21 protein-coding genes, 1 pseudogene and 1 riboswitch are annotated in these 21,223 nt (G+C 74.4%); of the genes and pseudogenes, 10 read left to right on the top strand and 12 right to left on the bottom strand.

What is annotated here, in order from left to right; genetic code table 11:
• Positions 1–13: 13 nt before the first annotated feature.
• The 4 genes and pseudogenes from ACFWAR_RS13955 to ACFWAR_RS13940 all read right to left on the bottom strand — a co-directional run bounded on the left by ACFWAR_RS13955 (position 14) and on the right by ACFWAR_RS13940 (position 4,455).
• Positions 14–1,658: pseudogene (locus ACFWAR_RS13955) on the bottom strand (cobyric acid synthase).
• The gene (locus tag ACFWAR_RS13950) at positions 1,655–2,647 is read right to left on the bottom strand and encodes a cobalamin biosynthesis protein (RefSeq protein WP_385776572.1); all 993 of its coding nucleotides are present in this window, start codon (positions 2,645–2,647) and stop codon (positions 1,655–1,657) included. Before ACFWAR_RS13950 ends, ACFWAR_RS13955 begins: the two are co-directional and overlap by 4 nt.
• Before the next feature lie 34 nt (positions 2,648–2,681).
• Positions 2,682–2,829, bottom strand: a riboswitch (cobalamin riboswitch).
• A gap of 103 nt (positions 2,830–2,932) precedes the next feature.
• Positions 2,933–3,154, bottom strand: a complete 222-nt coding sequence (locus ACFWAR_RS13945; protein ID WP_385776570.1) for a hypothetical protein — start codon at positions 3,152–3,154, stop codon at positions 2,933–2,935.
• A gap of 20 nt (positions 3,155–3,174) precedes the next feature.
• Entirely contained in the window at positions 3,175–4,455 is a 1,281-nt protein-coding gene (locus ACFWAR_RS13940) for an anion permease (protein ID WP_385776568.1), read from the bottom strand.
• 377 nt (positions 4,456–4,832) lie between these two features.
• Between ACFWAR_RS13940 and ACFWAR_RS13935 the strand changes: the two genes are divergently transcribed.
• Complete coding sequence (locus ACFWAR_RS13935; RefSeq protein WP_385776566.1) at positions 4,833–5,984, top strand: alpha/beta hydrolase; 1,152 nt, start codon at positions 4,833–4,835, stop codon at positions 5,982–5,984.
• Between the two features lie 105 nt (positions 5,985–6,089).
• Positions 6,090–7,505: a hypothetical protein gene (locus tag ACFWAR_RS13930; protein ID WP_385776564.1), complete on the top strand. Its 1,416-nt coding sequence runs from the start codon at positions 6,090–6,092 to the stop codon at positions 7,503–7,505.
• Positions 7,506–7,531: 26 nt separating this feature from the next.
• On the opposite strand, the gene ACFWAR_RS13925 is transcribed toward ACFWAR_RS13930, so the two are convergent.
• Together ACFWAR_RS13925 and ACFWAR_RS13920 are read right to left on the bottom strand one after the other, a co-directional pair.
• Positions 7,532–7,927: a VOC family protein gene (locus ACFWAR_RS13925; protein WP_385776562.1), complete on the bottom strand. Its 396-nt coding sequence runs from the start codon at positions 7,925–7,927 to the stop codon at positions 7,532–7,534.
• Between the two features lie 61 nt (positions 7,928–7,988).
• On the bottom strand, positions 7,989–8,879 hold the full coding sequence (locus ACFWAR_RS13920; RefSeq protein ID WP_385776560.1) for a neutral zinc metallopeptidase: 891 nt from the start codon (positions 8,877–8,879) through the stop codon (positions 7,989–7,991).
• 278 nt (positions 8,880–9,157) lie between these two features.
• Here ACFWAR_RS13920 and ACFWAR_RS13915 point away from each other — a divergent pair, with 278 nt between their 5' ends.
• The 8 genes from ACFWAR_RS13915 (at position 9,158) to amaP (ending at position 14,769) form a co-directional block, all read left to right on the top strand.
• A complete protein-coding gene (locus ACFWAR_RS13915) occupies positions 9,158–10,756 on the top strand; it encodes an ABC-F family ATP-binding cassette domain-containing protein (protein ID WP_385776558.1) in 1,599 nt (532 codons plus the stop codon).
• Positions 10,757–11,112: 356 nt separating this feature from the next.
• Entirely contained in the window at positions 11,113–11,337 is a 225-nt protein-coding gene (locus ACFWAR_RS13910; RefSeq protein WP_354382253.1) for a helix-turn-helix domain-containing protein, read from the top strand.
• A 130-nt stretch (positions 11,338–11,467) separates the two neighbouring features.
• On the top strand, positions 11,468–12,247 hold the full coding sequence (locus ACFWAR_RS13905; RefSeq protein WP_385776556.1) for an enoyl-CoA hydratase/isomerase family protein: 780 nt from the start codon (positions 11,468–11,470) through the stop codon (positions 12,245–12,247).
• Between the two features lie 173 nt (positions 12,248–12,420).
• The gene (locus tag ACFWAR_RS13900; RefSeq protein ID WP_385776554.1) at positions 12,421–12,876 is read left to right on the top strand and encodes an Asp23/Gls24 family envelope stress response protein; all 456 of its coding nucleotides are present in this window, start codon (positions 12,421–12,423) and stop codon (positions 12,874–12,876) included.
• Between the two features lie 17 nt (positions 12,877–12,893).
• Entirely contained in the window at positions 12,894–13,124 is a 231-nt protein-coding gene (locus ACFWAR_RS13895) for a hypothetical protein (protein WP_385776552.1), read from the top strand.
• Positions 13,125–13,131: 7 nt separating this feature from the next.
• Positions 13,132–13,542 carry a hypothetical protein gene (locus tag ACFWAR_RS13890; protein WP_385776550.1) on the top strand — a complete coding sequence of 137 codons (411 nt, stop codon included), beginning with the start codon at positions 13,132–13,134 and terminating at the stop codon, positions 13,540–13,542.
• On the top strand, positions 13,539–14,153 hold the full coding sequence (locus tag ACFWAR_RS13885) for a DUF6286 domain-containing protein (RefSeq protein ID WP_385776548.1): 615 nt from the start codon (positions 13,539–13,541) through the stop codon (positions 14,151–14,153). Before ACFWAR_RS13890 ends, ACFWAR_RS13885 begins: the two co-directional genes overlap by 4 nt.
• Before the next feature lie 19 nt (positions 14,154–14,172).
• Complete coding sequence (amaP, locus tag ACFWAR_RS13880) at positions 14,173–14,769, top strand: alkaline shock response membrane anchor protein AmaP (protein WP_385776546.1); 597 nt, start codon at positions 14,173–14,175, stop codon at positions 14,767–14,769.
• Between the two features lie 39 nt (positions 14,770–14,808).
• On the opposite strand, the gene ACFWAR_RS13875 is transcribed toward amaP, so the two are convergent.
• The 6 genes from ACFWAR_RS13875 to ACFWAR_RS13850 form a co-directional block, all read right to left on the bottom strand.
• Complete coding sequence (locus ACFWAR_RS13875) at positions 14,809–15,564, bottom strand: SDR family oxidoreductase (protein WP_385776544.1); 756 nt, start codon at positions 15,562–15,564, stop codon at positions 14,809–14,811.
• Between the two features lie 9 nt (positions 15,565–15,573).
• Positions 15,574–16,374: an SURF1 family protein gene (locus ACFWAR_RS13870; RefSeq protein ID WP_385776542.1), complete on the bottom strand. Its 801-nt coding sequence runs from the start codon at positions 16,372–16,374 to the stop codon at positions 15,574–15,576.
• 83 nt (positions 16,375–16,457) lie between these two features.
• Positions 16,458–16,691 carry a hypothetical protein gene (locus tag ACFWAR_RS13865; RefSeq protein ID WP_385776540.1) on the bottom strand — a complete coding sequence of 78 codons (234 nt, stop codon included), beginning with the start codon at positions 16,689–16,691 and terminating at the stop codon, positions 16,458–16,460.
• Between the two features lie 64 nt (positions 16,692–16,755).
• On the bottom strand, positions 16,756–17,742 hold the full coding sequence (locus tag ACFWAR_RS13860; RefSeq protein ID WP_385776538.1) for a DEDDh family exonuclease: 987 nt from the start codon (positions 17,740–17,742) through the stop codon (positions 16,756–16,758).
• Positions 17,743–17,783: 41 nt separating this feature from the next.
• The gene (locus ACFWAR_RS13855) at positions 17,784–20,408 is read right to left on the bottom strand and encodes an MXAN_6230/SCO0854 family RING domain-containing protein (RefSeq protein ID WP_385776700.1); all 2,625 of its coding nucleotides are present in this window, start codon (positions 20,406–20,408) and stop codon (positions 17,784–17,786) included.
• 141 nt (positions 20,409–20,549) lie between these two features.
• Positions 20,550–21,215 (bottom strand): TetR/AcrR family transcriptional regulator, encoded by a 666-nt coding sequence (locus ACFWAR_RS13850; protein ID WP_385776536.1) that lies wholly within the window; start codon positions 21,213–21,215, stop codon positions 20,550–20,552.
• Positions 21,216–21,223: the final 8 nt, after the last annotated feature.

Here is a 21,223-nt window from a genome sequence, read left to right as displayed (position 1 = left end):
GCTCATGTGGTGTTCACCGCTGGTGCTCCCCGCGCATGCGGGGATCGAAGGGTCCACGCGGTGGTCGGGGGCGAGGATCCCGCCGGGTTCGGGGAGGGGTGGGGAAGAGACGGCCGCCCGCAGGGCCCGGGCCGCCCTCACGGCGCACCCGGGGGGAGGAAGGGCAGGCCCGAGGGCGCCCCGCCCTCGATCAGCCGCAGCAGCGCACCGGTGTCCGCGTGTTCCTCGATCAGATCGCCCAGCAGGTCGAGCTGTTCCTCCCGCAGCGCCCCGAAGGACGTGTCCGGCGCCGGTACGAACCGCCGCCCGGCCGCGCGCGCGACCTCCCGCAGGAAGGCCCGCCGGAAGCCGTCGCTCTCCAGCGACCCGTGCCAGTGGGTGCCCCACACCTCGCCGACCCGGCACCCGTCCAGGAAGGGGGTCCCGCCCCGCACGTCGGCCACGCCGTGGTGGATCTCGTACCCCTCGACGGCCTCGCCCAGCGCGTGCCCGCTCGGCCGGGCGAGCGTCTTCTCCCGCTCGAAGCGCACGCGCACCGGTAGCAGCCCGAGCCCGTCGACGACCCCGGCCCGGGATTCGACCTCGTCGTCGATGGATTCGCCCAGCGCCTGGAAGCCGCCGCAGATGCCCAGCACCGGGCGCCCCTCGGCGGCCCGCCGGGCCAGCGCGTTGGCGAGCCCGCGCTCGCGCAGCCAGGCCAGCGCCTTCACGGTGCCGCGGGTGCCCGGTACGACGACCAGGTCGGCGTCGGCCAGTTCCTCGGCCCGGTCCACGAAGCGCACCACGACGCCCGGTTCGGCGGCCAGCGCGTCGACGTCCGTGAAGTTCGACATCAGGGGCACCGCGCAGACGGCGACCCGCAGCACGTCCTCGCCGACCGGCGGGGCGACCACGGATTCCCGTACGGCGCCGCGCAGGGAGACGCGCAGGCCGTCCTCCTCGTCGATGCCGAGGCCGTGCTGGAAGGGGAGCACGCCGTACGTCGCCCGCCCGGTCAGGCCCCGCAGCATCTCCATGCCCGGCTCCAGCAGGGAGACGTCGCCGCGGAACTTGTTGACGAGGTAGCCCGCGATCAGCGACTGGTCCTCGGGGGACAGCAGCGCCGTCGTGCCGAAGAACGAGGCGAAGACCCCGCCGCGGTCGATGTCGCCGACCACGACCACCGGGAAGCGCGCGGCCCGCGCGATCCCCATGTTCACGATGTCCGTGCGCCGCAGGTTGATCTCGGCCGGACTGCCCGCCCCCTCGCAGATCACGGCGTCATACGTGCCCCGCAGCTGCTCCAGGCAGTCCGTGACGATGCCGAGCAACTGCTCCTGACGGCCCCCGTGGTAGCCGCGCGCGCTCATCTCGCCCACCGGCTTGCCCAGCAGCACCACCTGGCTGCTGCTGTCGCTGCCGGGCTTGAGCAGCACCGGGTTCATCAGCGCGGTCGGCTCGACCCGGGCCGCCTGGGCCTGCATCGCCTGGGCGCGGCCGATCTCGGCGCCCTCCAGGGTGACGAAGGAGTTCAGCGACATGTTCTGGGCCTTGAAGGGGGCCACCTTCACGCCCTGGCGGGCCAGCCAGCGGCAGATGCCCGCCGTGACCACGCTCTTGCCCGCGTCGGAGGTGGTCCCGGCGACCAGGAGCCCCCCGCCGCGCCGTGCGCCGCTCATCCGCGTCCCTTCGCCTTCGTCGTACGGGTCGGACCGCTGCGGCCCGACGTGCAATGTGCCACCAACAGCCGCAAGGACACGCAGGCCCCGAGGGAGATCCAGGTCACCCGGCGCGAGAGCCGTACGGCCCGCTCGATGTCCGCGACCTCGACCGGGCGGCCCGCCGCCCCGTTCAGCACCGCCCGGTGCTCCACGCGCCCGGCGTACGCCAGGGTCCCGCCGAGGCGGACCCCGAGCGCCCCGGCGAAGGAGGCCTCCACCGGTCCGGCGTTCGGGCTGGGGTGCGCCGAGGCGTCCGCGCGCCAGGCCCGTACGGCGCCCCGCCGGTCCGGTCCGGCCAGCACGGCGGCCAGCGCGGTCAGCCGCGCGCCCGGCCAGCCCGCGACGTCGTCGAGCCGGGCCGAGGCCCAGCCGTAGCGCAGGTAGCGGGGGGACTTGTGGCCGACCATCGCGTCGAGGGTGTTCACGGCGCGGAAGCCCAGCAGCCCGGGCACTCCCGCCAGGGCGCCCCAGACCAGGGCGCCGACGACGGCGTCGGAGGTGTTCTCGGCGACCGACTCCACGACGGCGCGGGCGATCTGCTGCTCGTCCAGGGCCTGCGGGTCGCGCCCGCACAGGTGCGGCAGCCGCTCGCGGGCCACCTCGGTGTCCCCGGCGGCGAGCGCGCCCCCGATGGCGCGGGCCTCGCGGCCCAGCGAGGTGCCGCCGACCACCGCCCAGGTCGCGGCGGCGGTCAGGGCGATGCGGGCGGCGGCAGTCCGGGAGCGCACGGCGCGGGCGCCGAGCGCGCCGACGGCGGCCGCGCCCCCGGCGCACACCAGGGCGTGGACCGCGCCCCGGGCGCGGCTCTTGCCCCACAGGGCTCGTTCGACGGTGGCGGCGGCCCGCCCGAAGGCGGCGACGGGATGCCCGCGGCGCGGATCACCGAGGATCCGGTCGCCGATCAGGCCGGCCGTCGCGCCGTACGCGAAAACGCGATCGGCACGCATGTGGCAGGTAGGTCCTCACTCAGGGTCCGCGCCCTGGTTCGACGTGTCCGGTGGCGAGAGTTCCTGGCTTCCGGGAGCCTTCGGCTCCTCGGTGACAGTGGCGGGACCGCGCCGGATTCGCACCGGACTTCCTCTTCATGCCGCCGTATTGGCTCGGGCAGTCCACCACGCACCGCGAACGCCCGTCAACTTGCCGTTGACCTGCGAAAGCTCCCCCCGGCCGCGGGCCGGAGGGAGCTTTCGGACGTGCTGGTGCGGGAGGGGCGCCCGGGGGTGTCCGGGGTGTCAGCTGACGATCAGGTAGATCGCGTAGCCGACGGCCACCGCGCACAGTGCGAAGCAGGCGTACGCGCCGGTGCGCGCCAGGTGGGCGGTGTCGCCCTGGCCGGTGGCGGTCTCGTGCTTCGACAGGCCCACGATGCCCAGGGTGAAGAGGGTCACGAGGGCGACGGTCGCGGAGAGGCTGACGCCGAACACGGAGCCGAGTGCTGCCCAGTCGATCTTCATACTGCCGATTCCTCTGTGGGTCAGACCGCGGCGGCGGGCGCCGCCGGTGCCGGGGGAGCGGCCGGGGCCGGGGTCGGGATGGTCGCCTTGAAGGCCTCGTCCGTGACCGCGGCGGTGGTGCCCGCGACCGGGGGGACGGCCACGGCGGCGATCGCGGTGGTGACCACGCCCGGCGCCTCGACCGTGCTGTCGGCGGTGCCCGCGGCCTCGTTCACGTTGGTGTGGTCGACGACCTGGCGGCGCGAGATCAGCCAGATGGCGACGCAGGAGCCGACGAGGAAGAGGGCGACGGCGGCGACGCCGACGTCACCGGTGCGCATGACCAGCTCGGCGCCCGCGGCCACCAGGGCGGCGGCCGGAAGGGTCAGGCCCCAGGCGATGAACATCCGGCTGGCGGTGGACCAGCGGACCACGCCGCCCTTGCGACCGAGACCCGCGCCCATGACCGCGCCGGAGCAGGCGTGGGTGGTGGAGAGGGAGAAGCCGAGGCTGGAGGAGGCCAGGATGACGCTCGCGGCCGAGGTCTGGGCCGCGAAGCCCTGCTGCGGCTGGAGGTCGGTCAGGCCGCTGCCCATGGTGCGGATGATGCGCCAGCCGCCCAGGTAGGTGCCCATCGCGATCGCCATGCCGGCGGAGACGATGACCCAGACCGGCGGGTTGGAGCCGGGCGCGAGCGCCCCGCCCGCGACCAGCGCGAGGGTGATGATGCCCATGGTCTTCTGCGCGTCGTTGGTGCCGTGCGCGAGGGAGACGAGACCGGCCGAGGCGATCTGACCGGCCTTGTAGCCCTTGGCGGAGGTCTTCTTGTCGACGTTGCCGCCCAGCTTGTAGGTCAGCTTGGAGGCCAGCATCGCGGCCACACCGGCGACGATCGGCGCGGCGACCGCGGGGAGCAGCACCTTCGTGACGAGCGTGCCGCCGTTGACGGCGCCGAGGCCGGCGGAGGCGACGGCCGCGCCGACCAGGCCGCCCATCAGGGCGTGCGAGGAGCTGGAGGGGAGGCCGACCAGCCAGGTGACGAGGTTCCAGAGGATCGCGCCGACGAGCGCGGCGAAGATCACTTCCGGCTGGATGCCTTCTTCGTTGACCAGGCCCTTGGAGATCGTCTTGGCGACCTCCACGGACATGAAGGCGCCGACGAGGTTCAGCACGGCGGACATGGCCACCGCCGTCTTGGGCTTGAGCGCGCCGGTCGAGATGGTGGTAGCCATCGCGTTGGCCGTGTCGTGAAAACCGTTCGTGAAGTCGAACACGAGAGCGGTGATGATCACGATCCCGAGGAGAAGCGTTATGTGCTCCATTTACCCAGGCTTCTGTTTGACGTCAGTGGCTAGCCGACCGTAGGCAACCTGGGTGAACGGAAGATGAACTGGAACGGGCGGAGCGGTGTACCGGCCGGGGGTCGGTTTGGGGGCCTCGTCCCGGTTGATAGGTCGATACATCGATTTACGCACGTCAGGCCCGGGTTGGCCATCGGCCATATGGGGGCCTTCCGGCCCGCCCGGCCGCTCGTCCGGGCGGGCGGACGAGACCCAGATCACGCCCGGAACGGACCCGGAGCGGACGCGGAACGGACCCGGAGCGGAGCGCGATCCGGGTCCCGCGGAACGAGCCGCTCCGCCGGCCGGAACCAACCGCTCCACTGGCCGGGGCGGGCGTGCCGGTCGACACTGGAGCGGTGCGCTCCGCAACGACGACGGCAGCGGCCGTCACCGCCTCCCTCACCGCCGCCGCAGGCCTGGCCGCGGCGGCCACGGTCGCCGCGGTCGCGGTCGGCCGGCACGCGGCCGACGCGGCCCTGCGCATCGAGCCCGGCCGGCCGCTGCCCGGCGGCCCCCGGCTCAGCGTCCACTCCACCGATGCGGACCGGGTCGCGCTGACCCTCTCGCTCGCCTCCCTGCGGCCCGGTACCTACGCGCTGTCCGCGCCCGGGGTGCACGCGGTCGTCGGGGCCGTCCTGCCCGACGCCCCGCACGACCCGGACACCGTCGTGCGCCGACTGGTGGGGGTCACCCACGGCACGCTGGCCCCCGGCACCCGGGTCCGCCTGACGCCCCAGATCCACGTGGGCAACCCGCGCACCGCGCTCGGCCTCGACCACGCCGACGTGGACGTGCCGGGGGAGCTGGGCGCCCTGCCCGCGTGGTTCGTGCCCGCCGCCCGCGACACCTGGGTGATCACCGTCCACGGACTCGGCGGCACCCGGGAACACCCCATGGTGGTCATGCCCTTCCTGCACCACCACCGCCTCCCGGTCCTCGACCTCGCCTACCGCGGCGACCTCGGCGCCCCCCTCCCGCCGGACGGCCTCGGCCACCTCGGCGCCTCGGAGTGGCGCGACCTGGACGCGGCCATCCGCTACGCCCTGCGCTTCGGCGCCCGCCGGGTCGTCCTGCACGGCTGGTCCACCGGCGCCACCATGGCCCTGCTCGCCGCGGAGCGCTCCGCCCTCGCCGGCAAGATCTCCGGCCTGGTCCTCGACTCCCCGGTGCTGGACCGGCGCACCACCCTGGAGCGGCTCGCCGCCGCCCGGGGCACCCCGGCCGCGCTGCTCCCGCTCGCGGTGCGGGCCGCCGAGGGCCGCACCGGGCTCCGGGTCGACGAGCCGCCCCCGGGGGTCGATCCGACCGCGCTGCGGATGCCCGTACTGATCTTCCACGGGCCGGACGACGCGCTCGCGCCCTGGGAGCCCTCGCGCCGCCTCGCCGCGGCCCGGCCCGACCTCGTCACCCTGCGGACCGTCGCGGGCGCCCCGCACGGGGCGATGTGGAACGCGGACCCCGCGGGCTACGAGGAAGCCCTGCGCAGGTTCCTCACCCCTCTTATGTAGCCATCGTGACGGGAAGGGTGGTTTGTGCCGTTATCGACCATCCCCTCCAGTGGTAACGAACGGTTCCGTTTGGGCTTTCGGGCGGTGACGGGCGAGACTGCTTCCGTGACGTCCCGAAAGCCTGATGAGCAGTTGGCTCGCGACTCCAGACTCCGACTCGTCTCTCCGCGCTCCGTCGCCACGGCCCGCAAGGCAGTGACGGACCGGAGCACCCGGCCGACGCCCCGGCCGCCGGCGGGCACCCCCGCCGCGCCCGACCTCGCGAACCGGGCCCGCGCCTCGCTGGCGGACGCCGTGCGCCTGGCCCGCTGGGCCGAACACCACCTCGGCGCGGCCGACGGCTCCCGGCCCGCCCCCGCGGGTGCGCTGCCCGCCGCCGACGTCGAACGGGCCGCCCACCACCTGGGCCTGACGCACGGCCAGATCCAGGTCGGCTGGGACCGCGCCCGCCTCGCCGGGCTCGTCGAGGTGCACGGCGGCCACGCCCGCCCCGGCTGGCGGCTGCGCGCCTGGGACCGCGACGACACGGCGGTCCTGCGCGGCTGGGTCGCGCTCTTCGACGCCTGGTCGCTCGTCCACCCGGCCCCCGCCGACATCGCCCCCTCGGCCGTCGCCGACGTGGTCGAGTCGATGCCCCAGGTCCTCTCCCTGCTCCAGCTCTCCGCGGGCCCGGTGACCGTCCCCGCACTGCTGGACCTGCTCGGCCAGCGCGTCGTCGAACTGCGCGACGAGCGCTGCGAAGTCCCCTACGACGCCCCCGCGTCCGACCCCCAGGCGCCCGGCGCCGGCGACCGCCCCGTCCCGCTGGCCCGCCTGCTGCGCTGGGCCCTGGGCGGCCTGGCCGCCGTGGACGCCGTCACCCTGGGCCCCGCCATGGCCGCGCTCACCCCGCTCGGCAGCTGGGCGGTCTGGGTCAAGCTGGAGCAGATCTGCGTGGCCGCGCAGAGCCCCGCCGGGAACATCGAGCAGTCGGCCGCGGCCATGCTGCACGGCTGCGCCCGGCTCACCCCCGGCCCGGCCCGCGCCGAGTACCAGGCCTGGCTCGCCGCCCGCCCCGTCGGACACGCCGTCAGCGAGCTGCTGCACGCCGCCCGCGGGGAGGACGCGCTGCTGCGCGGCCTGGCCTTCGAGGCGCTGCGCGTGGTCGGCGCCCGGGCCGAGCCCGAGGTCCGGGCCGCATCGCGCGAGGCCGCGCTGCGCCCCTACGCCCTGCTCTGGCTCGCCGAGCACGACGGCGTGGACCCCGACGAGGCCCAGGAAGTGCTCACCCGCGAGGAATCGACCTGGCTGTGGGTCGACACCGCCGCGGCCATCGCCGACCACGGCGAGGCGGAGCTGCTGGCCCGCCACCTCGACTCGGCCGTGCGCACCACCGTGCCCCGGCTGCTGGACGAGGTCCGCGCGGTCGGTCACCCGCGCACCGTGCAGGTGCTCGTGGCGCTCGCGGCCGCGCACCCCGACCCGGCCCTGGCCAAGGCGATGCGCCGCGCCGCCTTCCAGGTGCACACCGGCGGGGTCTGAGTCGACGCCGACGTGCGCGCCGCGGGTCAGACCTGCGGCGCGTACGTCCCGAAGCTCCAGATGTTGCCCTCGCCGTCGCGGGCCATGTAGTCCCGGGACCCGTAGTCCTGGTCGGTCGGCGGCATGAGGATCTCCACCCCGTGCTCCGCGGCCCGGCGGTGGTGCGCGTCCACGTCCTCGACCACGATGTACACCCCGGTCGGGCCCGCGTCGGCCATGGCCGCGTCGAAGGCCCCGCCCCGGCCCTTGCTGCCCAGCATCACCATGCCGTTGCCGTAGGCCAGCTCGGCGTGCATGACCGCGCCGTCCTCGCCCTCGTACACGGCGGCCTGGGTGAAGCCGAAGGCCTCGGTCAGCTGTTTGATGGCGGCCTGGGCGTCGCGGTAGAGCAGCGTCGGAAAGATGGTCGCGGCACTTGCCACGGCGATCACTCCCTCTCGTCTATGTGACCCGGGTCACCAGTCTCGCAGCAGGGTGCGACAGTCAGCGGAAGGTGTTGCACTGGGCCATGTCACCCGTGCGGTAGCCCTGGTAGAACCACTGCTGGCGCTGCTCGGCGCTGCCGTGCGTCCAGGACTCCGGGGTCACCCGGCCCTGGAACTTCTCCTGGATCCGGTCGTCGCCGACCGCCGCCGCCGCGTCGAGGCCGTCCTTGATGTCCTGCTCGGTCAGGCTGGTGATCAGCGGCCGCCCGGTGCTCTTGTCCGGGGTCTTGGTGGCGTTGTGCGCCCACACCCCCGCGTAGCAGTCGGCCTGGAGCTCGACCTTGACCGCGTTGCTGTTCGCGCCCTGCCGTCCGTCCTGGGCCTTCTGCAGGGTGCCGGTCAGGTTCTGGATGTGGTGCCCGTACTCGTGGGCGATCACGTAGGCCTGGGCGAACGGGCCGCCGCTCGCGCCGAACTTGGTCCGCAGCTCGTTGAAGAACCCCAGGTCGAGGTAGACCTTCTGGTCGCCGGGGCAGTAGAACGGGCCCACCGCCGAGGTGGCCGTGCCGCAGGCGGTCCCGACCTTCCCGGTGAAGAAGACCGTCTGCGCCGGCGTGTACTGCCCGCCCCGCTTGGTGAACTCCTGCTTCCAGAAGTCCTGCGTGCTGTTGACCACGGCGACCAGTCGGCAGTCCTCGCGCGCGTTCGCGTCCCGGCCCGTCTTGCAGGTCTGCTGCACCTGGGCGGCCGAGGAGGAGGTGGCGGCGGGCTCCGGGCTGCCGTCGGAGAGCCCGAGCTGTTCGGGCCCCACCCCGAAGAGCAGCCCCATGACCAGCGCGATGAAGCCCACGATGCCGCCACCGATGGTGGCCCTGCCTCCGGGGATGCGGCTGTTCCGGACGTCCTTGACCTCGGAGGTGTCCAGATTGGCGTCGTCGTCGAACTGCATCCCGCACGCCCTCTCATCGTGAAGTGGGGGAGGTCACGTGTCCGCCCCTGCGGCGAGTACCGATCCCTTCATCCTGGTACGCCCGGCCCCGCGGCGGCGCCGTACGGGGGCCGAACGGGGGACGCGGGTCGGCGCCCGCCCGCCGCCGGGCGCCCCGCAAAGTAGTTGCGCGCCCCCGGTAGAATGACTCCCATGGCAAATCTCCTCGCGGATTAGCGGCGTCGAAGACTCGCGTCCCTGCCCCCCTTCCGCCGTCCCCACCGCCCTGGAGTATTTCCGTGATCACCGCCACCGGCGTCGAGCTGCGCGCCGGCGCCCGCGTCCTCATCGAGTCCGCCTCCTTCCGCATCGCCAAGGGCGACCGCATCGGCCTGGTCGGCCGCAACGGCGCGGGCAAGACCACGCTGACCAAGTGCCTCGCGGGGGAGGGGACGCCCGCCGCGGGCTCCATCACCCGCTCCGGCGAGGTCGGCTACCTCCCGCAGGACCCGCGCACCGGCGACCTCGACGTCCTGGCCAGCGACCGGATCCTCTCCGCGCGCGGCCTCGACGTCCTGCTCAAGAAGATGCGCATGAACGAGGAGCGCATCTCCTCCGGCTCCGGCGCCACCCGCGAGAAGGCGATGCGGCAGTACGAGCGCCAGGAGACGGAGTTCCTCACCAAGGGCGGGTACGCCGCCGAGTCCGAGGCCGCGACGATCTCCGCCGCCCTCGGCCTGCCGGACCGGGTGCTCGGCCAGCCCCTGCACACCCTCTCCGGTGGTCAGCGCCGCCGCGTCGAGCTGGCCCGGATCCTCTTCTCGGACGCCGACACCCTGCTCCTCGACGAGCCGACCAACCACCTCGACGCCGACTCGATCGTCTGGCTGCGGGACTACCTCAAGAACTACCGCGGCGGTTTCGTCGTCATCTCCCACGACGTCGACCTGGTCGAGACCGTCGTCAACAAGGTCTTCTACCTGGACGCCAACCGCGCCCAGATCGACGTCTACAACATGGGCTGGAAGCTCTACCAGCAGCAGCGCGAGGCCGACGAGAAGCGCCGCAAGCGCGAGCGCCAGAACGCGGAGAAGAAGGCCGCGGCCCTCAACTCCCAGGCCGACAAGATGCGCGCCAAGGCGACCAAGACCGTCGCCGCGCAGAACATGGCCAAGCGCGCCGACCGGCTGCTCGCGGGCCTGGAGGCGGTCCGCGTCTCCGACAAGGTCGCCAAGCTGCGCTTCCCGGACCCGGCGCCCTGCGGCAAGACCCCGCTGACCGCCGAGGGCCTGTCCAAGTCGTACGGCTCGCTGGAGATCTTCACCGACGTCGACCTGGCCATCGACAAGGGTTCGCGCGTGGTCATCCTCGGCCTCAACGGCGCGGGCAAGACCACCCTGCTGCGCCTGCTGTCGGGCACCGAGAAGCCCGACACCGGCGAGGTCACCCCCGGGCACGGCCTCAAGCTCGGCTACTACGCCCAGGAGCACGAGACCCTGGACCCGGAGCGCACGGTCCTGGAGAACATGCGTTCCTCCGCCCCCGACCTGGACCTGGTCGCCGTCCGCAAGACGCTCGGCTCCTTCCTGTTCTCCGGCGACGACGTCGACAAGCCCGCCGGGGTCCTCTCCGGCGGTGAGAAGACCCGCCTCGCCCTGGCCACCCTGGTCGTGTCCTCGGCGAACGTGCTGCTCCTCGACGAGCCCACCAACAACCTCGACCCGGCCAGCCGCGAGGAGATCCTCGGCGCGCTGCGCACGTACAAGGGCGCCGTCATCCTCGTGACGCACGACGAGGGCGCGGTCGAGGCGCTGGAGCCGGAGCGGATCATCCTGCTCCCCGACGGCGTCGAGGACCTGTGGGGCCCGGACTACCGGGACCTGGTGGCCCTGGCCTGACGCGCCCCGCCGGGGCCGTTGATCCAGTCGCTTATGGATCATTCGGCCCACGAGTGATCCATCATCTGAGTGAGAACGTCTCGTATTCCCGCACCCTGTACAACGGCCCCGGCCGCGCACTCATCGTCGCGCGGCCGGGGCCCGCTGTTTTTCCCGCGCAGCTCCTGACCTGGAGATTCCTACCCTGGGTCGCCGAGCGTGACGGAGGGCAAGGGGCGGAAGAGGAGATTCCGTTCTGCTCGGGTGTCCACTCCTCGGGAAAAGCGCTCGCGCCGACCTTGCTGAATGGGTGGCCAGGAAGCCCGGGAGGGGTGATCATGAGAAGTCCAGAGCGCACTTCCCATGAGGAGGCACGGGTGGCCGAGACTCTGAAGAAGGGCAGCCGGGTAACCGGCGCCGCGCGCGACAAGCTCGCGGCAGACCTGAAGAAGAAGTACGACTCCGGTGCGAGCATCCGGGCGCTGGCCGAAGAAACCGGCCGGTCCTACGGGTTCGTCCACCGGATGCTCAGCGAGTCCGGAGTCACGCTGCGTGGTCGCGGTGGCGCGACGCGCGGAAAGAAGGCGACATCGGCTGCCTGAGGCACAGGCCGCAGGCTTCGCTCCTAGAGTTCCTTCGGTGACCCCCGGTCGGCCGTACGGCCGGCTGGGTGGTTACTGTGCAGTCACTTAAGGCCGAGTCCGCGGCCGACTGCACACCGGAGGCACACACATGGCTCTGCTCGACAAGGACGGCGTACGGCTCACCGTCGACGACACGGTCGCCTCGGTGACACTGACCAATCCGGCCAAGCGAAACGCTCAGTCCCCCGCGCTCTGGCGGGCGTTGGCAGAGGCCGGTCGGTCGTTGCCGGGCACCGTCCGGGTCGTCGTGCTGCGCGGCGAAGGCAAATCCTTCTCCGCCGGACTCGACCGACAGGCGTTCACGCCTGAAGGCTTCGAGGGCGAGCCGTCCTTCCTGGACCTGGCGCGTGGTTCCGACGAACTGTTGGACGCCACCATCGCCGAGTACCAGGAGGCCTTCACCTGGTGGAGGCGCAACGACATCGTTTCCGTCGCCGCGGTGCAAGGTCATGCCATCGGTGCCGGCTTCCAGCTCGCGCTCGGTTGTGACCTGCGCGTCGTCGCGGACGACGTGCAGTTCGCCATGCGCGAGACCAGCCTGGGGCTGGTTCCCGACCTGGCCGGCACGCGGCCGCTGACCGACCTGGTCGGCTACGCCCGCGCCCTGGAGATCTGCGCCACCGGGCGCTCCGTCCACGCGGAGGAGGCCGAGCGGATCGGCCTGGCCAACCTCGTGGTGCCCGGGGCCGAGCTGGACGCCGCCGTGCAGGACCTGGTGGCGGCCCTGGTGGCCCCGCCGCGGGACGCGGTCATCGAGACGAAGGCGCTGCTGCGGGGAGCATCGGGGCGTACCTACGACGACCAGCGCGCCGCCGAGCGCGCGGCCCAGTCCCGCCGTCTGCGCGACCTCGCGGGCCTCTCCGACTGACCCCGCCCACGCCTCCGGCGCGGGCCCGCGGTCCCTCGCGGCCGCCGGAGGCGTGGTCCGCGCACGGACCCGATCGACGAATCTCCTCGCGGCCGACCGGCGTAGTGCCGACGCATCGGCGGTGCAGCGCGCATACCGTGGTCGCAAGTCCACACGCGCGAAAGGACACGGCGATGAGCGAATCGGGATCCGGATCCGCATCCGCATCGGGAGGCCCCACCAGGCCCCCGGCCGACCGGGGCCGCACCACCATCGCCGACGGCGTGGTCGAGAAGATCGCGGGGCTGGCCGCCCGCGAGGTGATCGGCGTCCACGCGATGGGCAGCGGCAGCGGCCTCTCCCGCACCTTCGGCGCGGTCCGCGACCGGGTCCCCGGCGGGGCGAAGGCCTCCGTCAGCCGGGGCGTCAAGGCCGAGGTCGGCGAGGTGCAGACCGCCCTCGACGTGGAGATCGTCGTCGACTACGGCGTGTCGATCCGCGAGGTGGCCCGTGCGGTGCGGGAGAACGTGATCTCGGCGGTGGAGCGGATGACCGGCCTGGAGGTCGTCGAGGTCAACGTCGCGGTGAGCGACGTCAAACTCCCCGACGACGAGGACGACGACGGGGCACCGGAATCCCGGCTCCAGTAGCGCCGAGAGGAACCGGCATGAGCATGGCTGTGGTCGGCCTGATGGCCGGGATGGCACTGGGGTTCGCCGGGTACTTCGGCGGCTTCGGGGCCTTCCTGCTGGTGGCGGCGCTCGGCGCCGTCGGCTTCTTCGCGGGCCGCTTCCTGGACGGCGACCTGGACCCCGCCGACTTCTTCCGCCCCCGCGACCGGGGCTCCCCGGGCGACGACGACCGCGGTGGCGGTCGCCGCGACGACCGGCGCCGGTGAGGCCGCGATGAGCGTCCCCCGCGAGGACGGCGTCCCCCGCGCGTCCGCCGCCCCGCGGAGCACCCCGCCCAAGGTGGCCGCCGCCGACCGGGGTGCCACCCGGATCGCCGACCGGGTCGTCGCCAAGATCGCGGCGCAGGCGGCCCGGGAGGCCCTGGCGGCGCTGCCCGCCGCACCGCCCGCCGGGGCCGCGCCCCCGCACGCCACGGTCACCGTGCACCACGACATCGCGCGCGTGCGGATCGGCCTGGAGCTCGGCTACCCCGCCGATCTCGCCACCGAGTGCTCCGCCGTGCGCCGCCGGGTCGCCCAGCGGGTCGAGGAATGCGCCGGGATGACGGCGGCGGAAGTGGACATCGACGTGGAGCGGCTGCACCCCGCCCAGGTCGGCCCCGCCCGGCGGGACCGGCTCAGGTGAGCGCCCCCGCCGCACTCGACGAGCGGCGCGCGGACCCGGACCGCGGCGCCGCCCCGCGCCCGCGCTCGGTCCGCCGGGTCCCCGCCGCGCTGACCGCGCTCGTGGTGCTCGGCGGCGCCGGGCTCTTCCTCTACGACCTCGCCGCCGTGCGCGCGCACCGCCCCGCCATGCGCTGGCGCCGCGAGCTGGCCCGGCTGCTGGAGCGGCACGCCCCGGCGGACACCGGGGTGGTCGTCGCCGGGGCGGTGCTGGTGCTGGCCGGGGCGGCGCTGCTCTTCCTCGCCCTGGCCCCGGGGCTGCGTTCGGTCCTGCCGCTGCGCTCCCCGGGACCCCCTCGGCCCACCGGCGGGCCCCCCGAGGTGCGCGCCGGCATCGGGCGCAAGGCCGCCGCGCTGGTGCTGCGGGACCGTGCCATGGAGGTGTCCGGGGTCCGCTCGGCCCGGGTCAGGGTGGGCCGCTCGCACGTGACCGTGCGCGCGGCCTCCCACTTCCGCGAACTGGACGACGTACGGGCGGACCTGGAGGCGGTCCTCGCCGTCGGGCTCGCCGAACTGGGCCTGGCCCACGCGCCGCGGCCGCGCGTCCGCGTCGGCCCGGCCGACAAGGGATGACCGCCACACGAGGGGGCACATGAACGCCCAGACGAAGGGGCCCATGAAGGCGCACGCGCAGCCGCTCGGCACGGTCAACCGGATCCTGCTCGCCCTCGTGGCCCTGGCGCTGCTGGCGGGCGGCGCCGTCCTGCTCACCGGTCGCGGGCCGTTGGAGGGCCGCCGCGCGCCCCTGCTGAGCGCCGCCCGGCGGCGCCACTGGCACGCGGAGGGCTGGTGGTGGTGGGCGGTGGTCGCGGTCCTCGCCCTGTGCGTGCTCCTCGCCCTGTGGTGGTTCTCGGCCCAGCTGCGCCGCTCCCGGCTCCCGGCCGTCCTGGTCGACACCGGGGACGGCGCATTCGCCCTGCTGCGCGGCCGGGCACTGGAGGAGGCGGTGGCGGTCGAGGCGGGCGCACTGGACGGGGTCGCCCGGTGCCGGGTCGCCCTGCGGGGCCGTCGCACGGCCCCCGTGCTGCGGCTCGACCTGCGACTGGAGCCGCACGCCGTGCCCGCGGACGTCCTCGCCGCGCTGGCCGGCCCGGTCCTGGACCACGCCCGCGCCTCGGCGGGCCTGGCCGAACTCCCCACCGAGATCCGTTTCCAGGTCGCCGACCACCGGGCCCAGCGCGTCAGCTGAGCCCGGGAGGCGCCGGGCCGAGGGGTCGGACGGGGGAGGTCAGAAGCCGTGGCGGGCGCCGCCGTCGACGGGGAGCATGACGCCCGTCAGGTACGAGGCCGCCGGGGAGAGCAGGAAGGCGGCCGCACGGCCGAACTCCCGGTCCGTGCCGTAACGGCGCAGCGGGATGCGGGACTCGTTGGCGGCCCGGGAGGCCGCCGCGTCCCCGGAGAGCGCGTCCAGCTCCCGCACCCGGTCGGTGTCGATCCGCGCGGGCAGCAGCCCGACCACCCGGATCCCGCGCGGGCCGAGGTCGTCCGAGAGGGACTTGGCGAAGCCCGCCAGCCCGGGGCGCAGCCCGTTGGAGATCGTGAGTCCGGCGATCGGTTCGTGCACCGAGCCGGAGAGCACGAAGCCGATGACCCCGCCCTCGCCCAGCTCGGCGGCGGCCGTGCGGGCCAGGCGGACCGCGCCCAGGAAGACCGACTCGAAGGCGGAGCGCCACTGCTCGTCGGTGTTGTCCGCGCCCGCGCCCGGGGCGGGCCCGCCGACGCTGATGAGGATGCCGTCGAAGCGGCCGAAGCGCTCGCGGGCGGTGGCGACGAGGCGGGCGGCGGCGTCCGGATCGGCGTTGTCGGCGACGACGCCGACCGCGTTCGGGCCGAGGGCGGCGGCGGCGTCCGCGACCCGCTGCTCGTCCCGGCCGGTGATGACGACCCGCGCGCCGTCCGCGGCCAGTTCGCGGGCGCTCGCGAAGCCCAGGCCGCGGGTGGCCCCGGTGACGACGTAGACGCGGTCCTTCAGTTCAAGATCCATACAGGTACGCTACGCCGTCGCGGGCTCGGCCTCGGCGCCCTGCGCGGCAGCGGCCTTCGCGGCCGCCTCCTCGCGGTCGCGCTTCTCGCGCCGGACCAGGATCACCCAGCCCACCGGCACGGCCGCGGTGAAGAGCCACCACTGCACGGCGTAGGCCATGTGCGGGCCGATCGAGTCGTGGTCGGGTTCGGCGACCGGCTCGGGGCTGCCGCCGGGCGGGACCGGAGCGGTCAGCTCCAGGTAGCCGCCGAGCACCGGCTTGCCCAGGTACTTCGCCTGCTGGCCGCTGTTGATGAGCATCACCTGGCGGTCCGGCAGGCCCTTGCGGTCCCGGATGCCGCCGTCGCCGTTGACCTCGTCGGCCTTGAGCCGGCCGGTCACCGTGACCTCGCCCGGGGGCGCGGCGGGCACCGGGGGGAAGGCGGTCGGATCGCCGCCGCCCGGTACCCAGCCGCGGTTGACCAGGACCACCCGGCCGTCGCCCAGCACCAGCGGGGTGACCACCTGGAAGCCGACCTTGTCGCCGTTGGAGGTCCGCATCCGCACGACGACCTCGTGCGCGGTGTCGTAGGTGCCGGTGGCGGTGACCGCGCGCCAGAAGTCGGCGCGCGGGACCTCGTGCCCGGGCGAGGTCAGCTCGGTCATCGGAGCCGGCTTCGCGGTCAGGTTCTGCGCGATCAGCTCGTTCTGGGCGACCCGGTGCTCATGGCGGTGGAACTGCCAGAACCCCAGCTGGATCATCGAGGGGATCAGGACGAGGGCCAGGAGGTGCAGGCCCAGCCACTGCCGGGTCAGTACGAAGCGGTACACGCCCAAGACGGTACCCCTCGGCGCGCGGGGGTCGGCGGGCGGGTGACCCGCCCGCTCGGGCGCGGACGCCCGGGTGCGGTCGCTCAGGTGCGGTCGACGACGCCCACCTTCCCCTCCGCACGGGCGCAGTGCGCCCCGCAGAACCACTGCTGGTCGACCTCGACGCCCTGGCCGATGATCTGGACCCGGCAGTGCTCGCAGATGGGTGCCATGCGGTGGATGGCGCAGGAGAAGCAGTCGAAGACGTGCACCGCGCCCTGCGCGTGCACCTCGAAGGACATGCCGTAGTCGTTTCCGCAAACCTCACAACGTGCCATGCGCCACAGAGTGGGACCGGACGGGCCGACCGGGAAAGCGGTCACCGGGCGAGTCGCCCGATGCTCACCCGTCTGCCGCAGCCACGTCCCGCAGCAGCTGGGTGAAGGCGGCCTCGTCGACGACCGGGGTCCCGAAGGACTTCGCCTTGACCGTCTTGGAGGTCGCCGAGTCCGGGTCGTTGGTCACCAGCAGGCTGGTGAGCCGCGACACGCTGGTCGCGACGTGCAGTCCCGCCTCGACCGCGCGGTCCTCCAGCAGCTCCCGGTCCACCGAGGTGTCGCCCGAGAAGGCGACGCGCATGCCCTGCTTGAGCGGGCTGCCGTCCGCCCAGCGGCCGGGGTTCGGGTGCGGGCACGGCGGCCGCTTGCGCGACTGGCGCCAGCTGCCCGTGCCCGCGCTCCGGTAGGAGGCCTGGTGGCCGATGCGCGGCGTCGCCGGGGTGTCGGACCACTCGGTCAGCGGGCGGCACTCCAGCAGCGGCAGCCGCACCCCGTCGCGCGCGGCCGCGTGCAGCGAGGGCCGGAAGGCCTCGGCCAGCACCCGGGCGTCGTCGAGCGCGTGGTGGGCGCGCTGCTGGACCACGCCGAAGTGCGCGGCGAGCGACTCCAGCTTGTGGTTGGGCAGCGGGAGGTTCAGTTCCTTCGACAGGGCGATGGTGCACAGCCGCTGACGGACCGGCGCCGTCGCCGAGGCCCGCGCGTACTCCCGGGCGATCATCTGCCAGTCGAAGATGGCGTTGTGCGCGACGAGCACCCGGTCCGCGAGCCGCTCGGCGAACTCCTCGGCGATCTCGCCGAAGAGCGGCGCGTCCCGCAGCACGTCACTGGTCAGTCCGTGGATCCAGACCGGCCCGGGGTCGCGCTGCGGATTGACCAGGGTGTACCAGTGGTCCTCCACGTTGCCCCGCGCGTCCAGCCGGTAGACGGCCGCGGAGATTATCCGGTCGTCGCGCGCGAGCCCGGTGGTCTCCACGTCGACGACCGCGTACCCCTGCGGGTACGCGGTCGGCCAGGTCGTCTCTGCGGTCGTACGGTCGTCGAGCATGGTCACAGAGGATATCGGCCCGGACCGACAGGCGTGGCCCGTCCGCCTCAGCCCAGCTCGGCGACGAGGTCGCCGGCGCTCACCCGGGCGAAGCCCGCGGGCACTTCGGCGGGGCCGGGGAAGAGCCGGTACGCCGTCCCCGAACCCCCCTGCGGGGCCACGCTCGCGCGGGTGAGCGCGAGGAACGCGTGCTTCCCGGCCGCCAGTTCGGCGGCCGCGCCGTCGGCGTCCGGGTGGGGACGGCGCTCCTGCGGAGCGTCCAGGGCGGCGATCCGGGCGGCGAAGGCGGCCGGTTCCTCGCCCGCGGCGGCCCGGTAGAGCCACAGCTCGTCGAGCGCCCCGGGCAGCGGCGCCCGCCAGAGCACGGCGACCTCCCGGGTGCGGGCGGCGGAGCGCCACACCGCGAGGTCCCACAGCGTGGTGCGGGCGCCGGAGTCGAAGTGCGCGCGCAGGTCGCGGGCCGCCGCCCCCAGCTGCTGGCCACCCGAGGCGTCGACGCTCTGGAACGACGTGGAGGGCGGCAGGTGGACGTCCGCCCACAGCGCCTCGCGCGCGCCCAGGTCCACCACCATCGGCAGGTACGCCCGGGAGCGGCCCGCGAGGTCGAAGCGCTGGCGCACGGTCCGCGGGTCGTAGCGGGCGTCGCGCGGGCCGTCCGCCGCCAGGGTCATGAACCCCGCGAAGGCGTCGGGCAGCTCGTCGAAGGGCACGTTGTTGTAGCTGAAGACCAGGGGGACGGCGTACGCGTCCCCGTGCGCGGCGAGCTTCGTCAGGTCCAGGTCGACGTACTCGGTCGCTCCCTCCGGGGCGGGGGCCGAGGTGAGGTCGCCGGAGTGGACGGCGGCGCCGTCCGGCCCGTGCGCGAGGCGGGTGTAGTCGCACTGACCGGTGAAGCGCCAGTCGGCGTCGAAGAAGGCCACCGCCAGGTCGAGGTCGGTGCGGTGGCCCGTCGGCTCCGTCCAGTGCAGGAACAGCCGCAGCACCTCGCCGGGCGGCAGGGCCGCCGTGCTGCCCCGCGATACCGCGACCAGGGACCGGGCCGAGTCGCGCTCCGCGAAGGGGACCGCGAGGTCGCCGAGCCCGGAGTCGAGGACGGCCAGCTCGTACGGGCGCTCCTCGGGCCGGGCGAAGCGGCGCAGCACCTCGTCCTCCAGCTGCCCGACGACCTCGCGCACCAGCGGTCCGGGCAGCGGCGGGCGCGTCTCCGTCACCGACAGGGCGCGGGTGACCTCGCCGCGGGGGAAGAAGACCCGGCGGGTGCCGAGCCGGTCCTCGGCGCGCACGCGCAGCGCTCCCAGCGCCGACAGCAGGGGGCCCGGGCCCACCGCGGGCAGCCCGTGCTCCAGCGCCCGGGCGAGTTCCGGCACCGGGTGGTCCCCGTCGTGCAGGCGCATCAGGTGGTCGAGCCGTCGCACCAGTTCGCCGGGGCGCGCTCCGGCCACCGCGGCGGCCGCCCCGGGAACGCCCTGGGCCAGGGCCCCCTCCATCCGGTGGCCCCAGGTCGCGGGCCGGATCCGGGAACCGTCGGGGTCGATCCGCACGGCGTCCGGGTGCGCGGCGGCGCTCTCCCGCAGGCGCGCGCCCAGGGCTCCGGTCAGCGGGGTGCCGCGCAGGACGGCGAAGGCGAGGGCGGCGCGCGGGTGCCGGGCGTGCTGCTCGAAGGGGTGCAGGACCTCGGCCGCACGCTTCCACGCGGTGGGGTGCCGCAGCAGGTCCTCCACGACGTAGGAGGTCGGCAAGGTGTCCAGTACGGCCAGCAGGGCGCGCCGCAGCGGCCGTCCGACGGAGACGAACCGGGTCGGCAGCGGCAGCAGCCCCGGGTCACCCGAGGACAGCACGGCCAGCAGCCGCAGCACGTCGGTGGCGGTGGTCAGCCGCTCGGCGAGCAGCGCCCGTGCGGCCTCCCGCGTCCCGGATCCGGCCAGGAGCGTGCCCAGGACCAGGGCCTTGGTCTCCCGTACGGGGATCTCCTCGGGCAGATCGCCGCGGGCGGCCGGGCTCAGCGGCAGCAGGACGAGCAGGTCCTCGCGGTCCTGCGGGGAGAGCGGGGTGCGCCGGGCGAGCAGCGCCGCGACGACGCGGCCCGCGTCGGCGGCCCGGTCGGTGCCGAGTTCCAGCAGGCGCAGCGGGCCCCGTCGGACGGGCTCGGCGCCGACGGCGGCGCGCAGGGGACGCAGGAAGGGGTCGGCGGGGTCGATCCGCCGGTGGCACAGGGGGCAGCCGGAGTAGTCGGCGCCGTCCCAGCACAGCCGGCACACCAGGTGGGCGCAGGGGGACACGGGGAAGACGGTGCGCTGCTCGCCGCACAGCACGCAGGGGTGGTCCGCCTGCTGGAGGAGGTGGGCGAAGACCCGGTCCACGTAGAGCCGGTCGGTGTCGCGCACCACGCCCCGCACGAGGGAGGGGAAGCGCCGCAGCAGCGGGGTGTGGGTCCGGTCCGCGCCGAGCAGGTCGTCGATCAGGGCGACGAGGTCGCGCCGGGCGTCGGTCAGCGCCTCGGCCGGCAGTGCGGCCAGCGCCGCGTACAGCTCGGGGCGCAGGATGTGGCCCCGCTCCAGGAGCGCGGCTTCGAGCCGGCGCAGGGCGGGCCCGCCGTCGGGGGCCCACACGGGCACCGGGTCGACGTAGACGGTCTGGATCCGGCGCAGCAGTACGGATTCGACGGTGGTGATGGGTGCCCCTCCTGGACGTGAGGAACGGGGGCGGAGAGTGGGCGCGCGGGGTCTTTTCAGGAAGGTGAGAAGGATGCGCGCCGGGGAGCCGCCCCCGTGTCCAGGGATCCCATCACGGAACGGCCGGGCCGCGCAAAGCGATTAGCCGGGCGGTGGGCCGGGCGCCGGTGCGGCGCGTCCGTCCGGTGCGTCCGGTGCCAGCAGGGCCGCCACCAGGGTCCTGACCGACAGCAGGAAGAGCCGCTCCGGGTCCGCCGGGCGGGCCAGGGCGCGGGAGAGGGCGGGATCGTCGGGGGCGGCGGCCGGGTCCCAGACCTCCCCCTCGGCGGGGGACTGGGCGGGGGAGCGTTCGCGGTTGCGCTCGATGAGGACGAAGCCGACGATCTGGAACTGGACCACGCGCACGACGTCGGCCGCGCGGGCCCCGCGCAGCCCGGCCGCGTGCACCTCGTGCACGAGGGCCTGTTGCGCGGGCAGGAACATCCGCTCGGTCAGCCCGCGCTCGTGCACCATCGCGATCAGGTGCGGGCGTCCGCGCAGCTCGCGGCGCAGGGTCCGGGCCACCGAGACGATCCGGTCGACCGGGGTGCGGCCGGTGGGGCGCACCGCGCCCATGTCCCGCACGGTCCGTTCGACGAGCGCGTCGAGCAGCGATTCGCGGTTGCCGACGTGCCAGTAGATCGAGGTCACCGCCGTGCCGAGTTCGGCGGCCAGCTTGCGCATGGTGAGGGCGGCCGGACCGTGCTGTTTGACCAGGGACGCGGCCGTCTCCAGCACCTCCTCGCGGGTGAGCGCACTTCTGGCCATCGAGGCCC

This window comes from Streptomyces sp. NPDC059917, assembly GCF_042730635.1.
Classification (GTDB): domain Bacteria; phylum Actinomycetota; class Actinomycetes; order Streptomycetales; family Streptomycetaceae; genus Streptomyces.
This window is presented reverse-complemented; position numbering and strand designations above follow the sequence as displayed.

What these genes read in the sequence shown, in the direction of transcription:
- ACFWAR_RS13950 (WP_385776572.1), bottom strand. Translation starts at nt 2,647, where the DNA reads ATGCGTGCCGATCGCGTTTTCGCGTACGGCGCGACGGCCGGCCTGATC.
- ACFWAR_RS13945 (WP_385776570.1), bottom strand. Translation starts at nt 3,154, where the DNA reads ATGAAGATCGACTGGGCAGCACTCGGCTCCGTGTTCGGCGTCAGCCTC.
- ACFWAR_RS13940 (WP_385776568.1), bottom strand. Translation starts at nt 4,455, where the DNA reads ATGGAGCACATAACGCTTCTCCTCGGGATCGTGATCATCACCGCTCTC.
- ACFWAR_RS13920 (WP_385776560.1), bottom strand. Translation starts at nt 8,879, where the DNA reads ATGCAGTTCGACGACGACGCCAATCTGGACACCTCCGAGGTCAAGGAC.
- ACFWAR_RS13905 (WP_385776556.1), top strand. Translation starts at nt 11,468, where the DNA reads ATGGCTCTGCTCGACAAGGACGGCGTACGGCTCACCGTCGACGACACG.
- ACFWAR_RS13900 (WP_385776554.1), top strand. Translation starts at nt 12,421, where the DNA reads ATGAGCGAATCGGGATCCGGATCCGCATCCGCATCGGGAGGCCCCACC.
- ACFWAR_RS13895 (WP_385776552.1), top strand. Translation starts at nt 12,894, where the DNA reads ATGAGCATGGCTGTGGTCGGCCTGATGGCCGGGATGGCACTGGGGTTC.
- ACFWAR_RS13890 (WP_385776550.1), top strand. Translation starts at nt 13,132, where the DNA reads ATGAGCGTCCCCCGCGAGGACGGCGTCCCCCGCGCGTCCGCCGCCCCG.
- amaP (WP_385776546.1), top strand. Translation starts at nt 14,173, where the DNA reads ATGAACGCCCAGACGAAGGGGCCCATGAAGGCGCACGCGCAGCCGCTC.
- ACFWAR_RS13875 (WP_385776544.1), bottom strand. Translation starts at nt 15,564, where the DNA reads ATGGATCTTGAACTGAAGGACCGCGTCTACGTCGTCACCGGGGCCACC.
- ACFWAR_RS13865 (WP_385776540.1), bottom strand. Translation starts at nt 16,691, where the DNA reads ATGGCACGTTGTGAGGTTTGCGGAAACGACTACGGCATGTCCTTCGAG.
- ACFWAR_RS13850 (WP_385776536.1), bottom strand. Translation starts at nt 21,215, where the DNA reads ATGGCCAGAAGTGCGCTCACCCGCGAGGAGGTGCTGGAGACGGCCGCG.